The organism is Bradyrhizobium sp. 22 (assembly GCF_000482425.1).
GTDB classification, from domain to species: Bacteria; Pseudomonadota; Alphaproteobacteria; order Rhizobiales; family Xanthobacteraceae; genus Bradyrhizobium; species Bradyrhizobium japonicum_B.
This window is the reverse complement of record NZ_KI519400.1, coordinates 1814844-1821746: the sequence shown is the minus strand read 5'-3', so window position 1 is coordinate 1821746 and position 6903 is coordinate 1814844. Positions and strand designations below refer to the sequence as shown.

The 6903-nt window shown below is 57.3% G+C and carries 7 protein-coding genes; 2 read left to right on the top strand and 5 right to left on the bottom strand.

Features of this window, described 5'->3' with window-relative positions:
• Positions 1-261 (top strand): integrase core domain-containing protein (locus K410_RS0134020; protein ID WP_028139009.1); only part of this gene is annotated, 261 nt, incomplete at its 5' end.
• Between the two features lie 379 nt (positions 262-640).
• Here K410_RS0134020 and K410_RS40100 read toward each other — a convergent pair.
• The 5 genes from K410_RS40100 to rpmB form a co-directional block, all read right to left on the bottom strand.
• Positions 641-1402, bottom strand: a complete 762-nt coding sequence (locus K410_RS40100; protein ID WP_155253815.1) for a hypothetical protein — start codon at positions 1400-1402, stop codon at positions 641-643.
• 7 nt (positions 1403-1409) lie between these two features.
• Complete coding sequence (locus K410_RS40095; RefSeq protein ID WP_155253814.1) at positions 1410-2522, bottom strand: hypothetical protein; 1113 nt, start codon at positions 2520-2522, stop codon at positions 1410-1412.
• Between the two features lie 4 nt (positions 2523-2526).
• Complete coding sequence (locus K410_RS0134010) at positions 2527-3303, bottom strand: sensor histidine kinase (RefSeq protein ID WP_028139007.1); 777 nt, start codon at positions 3301-3303, stop codon at positions 2527-2529.
• Between the two features lie 383 nt (positions 3304-3686).
• Complete coding sequence (locus K410_RS38970; RefSeq protein WP_080672301.1) at positions 3687-4832, bottom strand: ATP-binding protein; 1146 nt, start codon at positions 4830-4832, stop codon at positions 3687-3689.
• A 264-nt stretch (positions 4833-5096) separates the two neighbouring features.
• A complete protein-coding gene (gene rpmB / locus K410_RS0134005; RefSeq protein ID WP_028139006.1) occupies positions 5097-5408 on the bottom strand; it encodes a 50S ribosomal protein L28 in 312 nt (103 codons plus the stop codon).
• Positions 5409-5982: 574 nt separating this feature from the next.
• On the opposite strand from rpmB, the gene K410_RS0134000 reads away from it, so the two are divergent.
• Entirely contained in the window at positions 5983-6768 is a 786-nt protein-coding gene (locus K410_RS0134000) for a DUF3108 domain-containing protein (RefSeq protein WP_155253854.1), read from the top strand.
• Positions 6769-6903 lie beyond the last annotated feature (135 nt).

Below are 6903 nucleotides of genomic sequence, written 5' to 3'. Positions count from 1 at the left end.
TCGCACGCTTATCGCAGCACCCTTATGGAGGCCGGCATGACGGCATCAATGAGCCGCAGGGCCGATTGCTACGACAACGCCCCGATGGAAAGCTTCTTCCATACCCTGAAGACCGAGCTCGTCCATCATCGCAACTACAAGACCCGCACTGAGGCCCAGCGCGATATCTTCAGCTTCATCGAAGGATTCTATAACCGGACAAGGCTCCATTCCGCACTCGGATATATCCCCCCGATCGAGATGGAGCTAAAAGCCGCTTAACCCGTCCACTTTATCGGGGGAAGATCAGTTGCGAGTGCCGCTCGCTTTATCTTTGGATGAAGTCGCTCGATTGCTACATAAGGCGGGTTCGCTACAATTCGATCAAAGCGCTCCGATGTATAGCGAGCCCACGACAGAAACTCGACGCCTCGGCCTATCTGCCCGAGATGATCGGCGGGACCGGGCTTCGAATCAATGTCCAGCCCAACAATATCTCTACCGTTTACGCCTAGGCTCGATGCTGCGCGCAAAAGGGCTCCTTGTCCTACGCAGGGTTCAAGCCAACGAGCCCCTTCCATGTGGCCCAAAGCTATGGCCATCGCGTTCGCAACGGCAGGAGGGGTTTGAACGACGCAGGAGCTTGGAACGCCGATTCTATTCATCTCTTTCTTTCCCGGATGAACAAGTCAGCGTCCGGCTGTCCCTTCTTCAAGGAAGACCACGGTGTTCCCTTGCTTCTCTTCAGCAAACCCATTTTCCAATCAAATAAGCGAGTAAAACGCTCATGCTGAATGGGAGCCCATCGGTTGAGATGTGGTACGGTGCTTGCTGTGTGAGGTCCCCAACGATCTTGAAATAGCTCCCCAAGCATGAACTCTGCGACAGCGAGCGGTGTCATAACTAAGATTGGCAGTCGAGGCACTGGTAGCGATTTAGGAAATGGCGGGTCGTCTGATTGTCCCAGGATTTGCGTGTGGAAGTAGCAACCAGGAGACTGAAGATCTCCCAGCTCCATGCGCCACATGGCAATTTCCTTTGGAGGCTCATCGTTCGAGCCGGTTGTTTTGATTCGGACTCTTGTGGACGCAATGCCGAGGAGTTCGAAGTGCTGAGACGCCATACTCTTCTTCTTGGAAGCTTCTTTCCTAATTCGCCATTTCGATGTTATCTCGCCCACCAATAGAGTTGCGCCCCCTCCTCCGGGCTCATATTCCTTCGTGGAGACAGTCTGTAGTGGATTAACGTCCGTAATCTCCCAGTCAAATCCACCTGTCGTCGTACTATTGCGATAACTCTCCAGCTCGCTTTGGAATTGCGAGAGAATTAGAAGCGATTGAGCAGTTACAAAGCCTTTCGCCAATCCTGCGAATGAACTAACTTCATCCAACATTTCTTGAAATGAGAATCGCAGTCCGCTCATTTGGGTTCTACTGCAGCCTGTTCTTTTCGCTTTGTGGAACGAGAGCAACAAAGGTGGGATCGTTTGCCAACGCCGCCGATACCCACGCGCCATCTGCAAAGGGAGGCCAACCGTCGGGCTTAACTTCTATTGCGGACTGAAGGCTGATAAGCGCGTTGCACGGTCGAAGTTGTTCATCTATTGACACCACGGGGTCCCGAAGCTCGGTAAACTTGGCCTTCGTCGAGAACTGCGCTCGGACCAGTTTTTCGATGGCATCCCTGTCAAACGGACGCCCCTTCGTCTTCTCCCATAGAAAGTATTCCAGCCCTGCCCTCCACCAGCGCGTGCCGGCGAAGTCTGAAAGGATGCCGCGGTATTCGCACGGGCTCAGGAGTTTTCTAATTTTTGTACCGGCAGGTCCTTCGAACAGCTCAGAAAGGGAGCTCGGCTCCAGCGATAGGCGCGCTGCAAGGTATCTCTGATCGAGCAAGAACGTCGGGTACGGCAAGATGACATGCAGAAGCCACCTAGGAATGGCGATCCCTGAGCTGTTTCCGATCAAAATTTCATGAGGAGGATAGGAGCGGTCTATTGCCTCGATGGCTGACTGTCTCCATTTGCTTTTCGGAAGGGCGAGAAGTTTTAAGATTTGATCCTTTGTCTTGCTTGCTGTTGGCCACTTTGTGGGTAATGCCGAAATCGCTTCGGCTAACGACTTTACTCCTTGTGCGAATTTTGCTCGGTCTGAGGTTTTAGCGAAAACCCACTCCAGATCGATAGACTTCGCAATTGCATGCTCTCGACCTTCCCAGGTCCCTCCGTTGGAAAGGTCGCTCAAAAGCCCAGAGTTAAGTGCAAAGGCCGTGGGCGCAGCCTTCAATCGAGCTAAATTCGAACGAAGTACGGCTATTAGTGCGATGCCGGTCTGCGGCATCAATGAAGGGGTCCTTAGCTCGTCTCGCTCCGGCCATTCGTCTAGTCTAAAGTCTACAAGAACAAGCTTGCAACGCTTCAAGTCAGAATCTGTTACGTCGTTAGGATGGCGCACAATCGTGTCGACCCAACCTTCTAGATGGCGCCTTGTTGCTGTTCCGCTTTGATCATCGATCACAAGAACTGAGCTACTTCTTGCGGCCATTGGGCTACTCCGGGAATACGATCTCGATCGCCGTAGCGAATCCGCTTGTCGGCTCCACGAAATGAATTGTCGCGCCGTATTCTTCCAACATTGCACGCGTGATTGTCAGGCCAAGGCCCATTCCTTGGCCGAGAACTGTGTCGACCTTTGTCGTCGTTGATTCGAATGGTTGAAAGAAGCGCTCGCGATCGCGCGCTTTGACAGCGGCTCCTGTATTCTCCATTCGCAAGTGTATAGCCCCTCGGGCAGTCTTTCTTGCAGTCGTTCGTATTGTACCTTTTGAACCGGCCGCTTTCACAGCGTTGGAAAGGAGATTTGAAAAGATGGTTGTTAGCTCAGCCGCGAACATCGGAGGAGAACGAAGATCGGAGGGAATCTTGTTGATGATTTTGATGTTCTGACGGTCTGCGCTGTTCGCGATTAGCTTCACGCCTGTATCGAAGCGATCCGAAAGAACCTGGCGACTGCGGCGACGTTTTGCGTCTGGTGTAACAACGTCGACTAGATAGGAGGCTTGACGCTCGATGGCGCGTTTTAAATCTCCGACGTCTCTTTGCAAAGACGAGAGCCTCTGTCGATGCTCTTTTGGAAGGCCCTGCATCTCGAGAATGGCACGAAGGGCCGTTTCGACGGCTGCGGCCATCTCTAGAAGTGAGTTTATTTCATGAATGAATGAAGCTACTTGCGTTCCTACCGACGCGAGGACTCGAAACATAGCAATTTCGTGGGAAGCTTGCTCGGCGTGGGCGGTGATGCCATCGACCTGGGATAGGGCAGCCATAAACTCGCTATTTGCAGACTCGATTTGCCCAGATGACACTAAAGCCCGAGCGTTGGCCGCGTGAGACTTCGCCTCTCGTACAAGCAACTCTGTTGTTTGCGTAGCGGATACAAACTCTGCTTTACGGTCAGTCGACTCTCGGCGCTGCACTCTGCGATCGGTTCTGCGCTTTGCGCCCGCAGCCATTTGGACGCGAGTGGATAGATCGATGCCAGTTCTAACAATCGAAGTTAGATCGGCGAATGCTTGGTTAGGTATGAACCCTTCACGATTGACAAGCATTCGTAAATTGGACGCGTTGCGTTCGGTAAGGAAAACGGCACCAAAATAGTGCTTGTTCGGAAGGTGATTAAGGCCTGCGTCGGGGCCGCGTTCGGCGTCGCTCAGCTGCGACCGATATCCGACTCGGGGTCAACGTACCAACGGCCCCGCTCGGCTGTGTCACGGTCGAGCTGAAGCCAATCATCTGTTGGTTCACCGTATGGGAGCACGCGAAAGCCTTCCATGAAAATCCGTATACCGCTTGATCGGCCCGCCCACTTCTTGAGACGGTCGTCTCCTCTGACGACGACTCCCGTGCGCTTTAGGATTCGTGCTTGGAAGAACGGCCCGTCCTTGGGCGAGGGATGTGGCATCGAAAACTCTCGCGGGACAGCTTCTGAAAGCTCCTCGCTTGTTGATGAGGTAGGTGAGATTAGAAATTTTACTTCCTTCGTTCGACTGCTTGCATCGATCTCGACGATCCAGTGGGCCGCCTGGACCATCGCGGTCCAATAATCATCCGGAGGGGCGAGATCTCCGGCTAGTTCTACTGAGAAGCGCAGGCCTGCTTTTGCGGACACATCACGAACACGAGGTTCATCAAAAAGTAATCGGCGAGAAACGCTCGGCGGTAATGGGCGGACCAACGGGGGCGGTGGTTGAAATGCCTGCAGCTCCTCGAGGAAGCGGCCATGTTCAGTGGGCGTCCAGCGACGGCGAAGTCGGCGTAGCGTTATGGTAGTTCCAGCGTTTCGGCCGCCCTCAGCGTCCGAGATGGCTATGGCGTCGGTGTGATCGACCTCGTCCAAGGTACGGCTTGCCTCGACGATGTCCCAGTCGATCTTTACTTCGATCCCCGTGCCGCGGGCGGGCAGCTGATCCATTCCATTGGGCGACGTCCCCGACCAACGAGTGGAAATGACTTCGAGCATCCGCGCTAATTTGTGTGCAGCCAATCGGCCGACGCCTTTTTGGCCGGTGTATCGGCGCTCGAAGACTTTCGAGCGCCTCGTTGCATCGTCTTTGACTCGCGACGCGATAGTGAGAAATCCCTTTTCGAATTCGGAACGCGACATTCCGATTCCGTTGTCGCTTATGGTTATGAAGCCTCTTTCGGGATGCGAAAGGGACTGCCCGTAGACAACAACGCGCGTCGCATCCGCGTCGTAAGCATTTTTGACAAGCTCGACCAAAGCGGTTGAATCGCGACCAACTAGCAGCTCTCCGAGTTCACGGAAGAGATGTGTGTCCACGGAAAATGTTGTCATGAGGGGTCGCTCGCGACTCGGCGTCGAAGTTAGTGTGGCTTAAACACATTAACGTCCGGTGTGGGGTTTGCTCCCAGATCGCAGCTAGGAACTGATCTACATTCCGAACCATAGCCGCGGTCGGCAATGCGACCAAACGCTCTCTGCAGCTCAGAACGAGCAACAAAAACGGCCGGATCTCCCGATCCGGCCGCAACGCAAACTCTACTCGGCTAAGCCTACGCCACGCGACGCAACTTAGCCCCCGCCCTGTCTTCTAAAAACTCAGCTCGCCTTCTTCGCCGGCGCGGTCGACGGGCCGACCTTCTTCTGGATGGCGCGCTTCAGCTCGAGGGCGCGCGGGGAGAGCGCGTCGGCGTTGGCTTTGAGCAGGAAGGCGTCGAGGCCGCCATTGTGGTCGACGCTCTTCACCGCGTTGGTCGAGACGCGCAGGCGCACGTTGCGCTCCAGGGCTTCCGACTGGAAGGTCACGTTGACCAGGTTCGGCAGGAAGCGGCGCTTGGTCTTGATGTTGGAATGGCTGACCTTGTGGCCGACGAGGGGGCCCTTGGCCGTCAGTTCGCAGCGGCGAGACATGGTAGAAATCCTTATGCTTCGAACCCCCAACGGGTGCGGCCGCCATTCTGGGCGCCACGGGGGCAAATTCTTCGTCCTTGCAGGGAGCGGGCGGACGTATAGGGGGGAAGGGGCGGGACGTCAAGTTTTCGGGCGGGGATTTGGGGCCGCCCGGGCGGTGCGCTCCCTCCCCCGCGTGCGGGGGAGGGTGGGGGAGAGGGCTCGTTCCTCTGGGGGGCAAATGTTGGCATGGATGGTGTCCCCCAGAGGAGAGAACCCTCACCCGCGCTCCGCGCGACCTCTCCCGCAAGCGGGAGAGGTAAGGAGGCCGCGGCACCCTCCCCCTCATCACCAAAACGGCAATGTTTGTCACGCCTTACCATCATATAAAGGGCGTATTCGCGATCGAAGAGTCCGGTGGAGTTCCCGGTTCGAGAGGCCCGGACACATTGTTTGCCGCGGTTTCTGGTTTAAGTAACAGCGTATCGCGGCCCGATTGGATTGTTTCGTGCTGATAACGCCCTTGTCTGCGCCCACATCGCGCTCCCTCCGGCCGCGCCTGGCCGGCTGGCTGGCGGCGTTTTGCGGCCTGGCCATGGTGTGGGGCGCGGTGCCGGCGGCGGCGCAGGGCAAGCTCGAGGCGCAATATGAGGCCTCGCTGGCAGGCATTCCGGTCGGCAAGGGCGGCTGGAACATCGATATCCAGGACGACGTGTATTCGGCGGCCGCGGCCGGCGGCACCACGGGCCTGCTGAAGTCGTTCACCGGCGGCTCCGGCACCGGCGCCTCGCAGGGGCGCATCGTCAACGGCGCGCTGGTTGCGACCGGCTACCAGGCCTCCACCACCACGCAGAAGAAGACCGAGGAGATCCGCATCACGCTCGACAAGGGCAATGTGAAGGATTTCTCCATCCTCCCCGAGCCCCCGGTCGATCCGGACCGCATCGTCGTCACCGACGCCCATCGCCGCGGCGTCTGGGACCCCATGACGGCCTCGCTGCTGCGCGTGCCCGGCAATGGCGACCCGGTCTCGCCCGAGGCCTGCCACAGCTCGGCCCCGGTGTTCGACGGCCGCGTGCGCTACGACCTCAAGCTCGATTTCAAGCGCATGGAGACCGTGAAGGCGGAAAAGGGCTATCGCGGCCCGGTCGTGGTCTGCTCGCTCTATTTCGTGCCGGTCGCCGGCTACATCCCCGACCGCCCCGTGATCAAGTACCTCGCCGCCCAGCGCAACATCGAGATCGCCTTCGCCCCGGTCGCGGGCACCCGCATCCTGGTCCCGTTCTGGCTGAAAGTGCCGACCCCGCTGGGGCCGGCCATGCTGGAAGCCACCAGCTTCGTCACCACAGCCCAGCCGCCGCGCGTGGCGAAGACGCAGTAGGGCCCGCCACGACGGCGGGTCTTGTTTACCCTCCAGGGGAGGGTAAAAAAGCTAGCCTTTTCAAGGGGCGTTCTACTGTGCATGGGGTTGTTTTCGCAAAAATGGGTTGGGTGAGGTCCGTCATGGCCGGGCTTG

Bases quoted from the DNA above. Each gene is read 5' to 3' on its own strand.
- K410_RS40100 (WP_155253815.1), bottom strand. From the start codon at position 1,402: ATGAGCGGACTGCGATTCTCATTTCAAGAAATGTTGGATGAAGTTAGT.
- K410_RS40095 (WP_155253814.1), bottom strand. From the start codon at position 2,522: ATGGCCGCAAGAAGTAGCTCAGTTCTTGTGATCGATGATCAAAGCGGA.
- K410_RS0134010 (WP_028139007.1), bottom strand. From the start codon at position 3,303: ATGGCTGCCCTATCCCAGGTCGATGGCATCACCGCCCACGCCGAGCAA.
- K410_RS38970 (WP_080672301.1), bottom strand. From the start codon at position 4,832: ATGACAACATTTTCCGTGGACACACATCTCTTCCGTGAACTCGGAGAG.
- rpmB (WP_028139006.1), bottom strand. From the start codon at position 5,408: ATGTCTCGCCGCTGCGAACTGACGGCCAAGGGCCCCCTCGTCGGCCAC.
- K410_RS0134000 (WP_155253854.1), top strand. From the start codon at position 5,983: ATGGTGTGGGGCGCGGTGCCGGCGGCGGCGCAGGGCAAGCTCGAGGCG.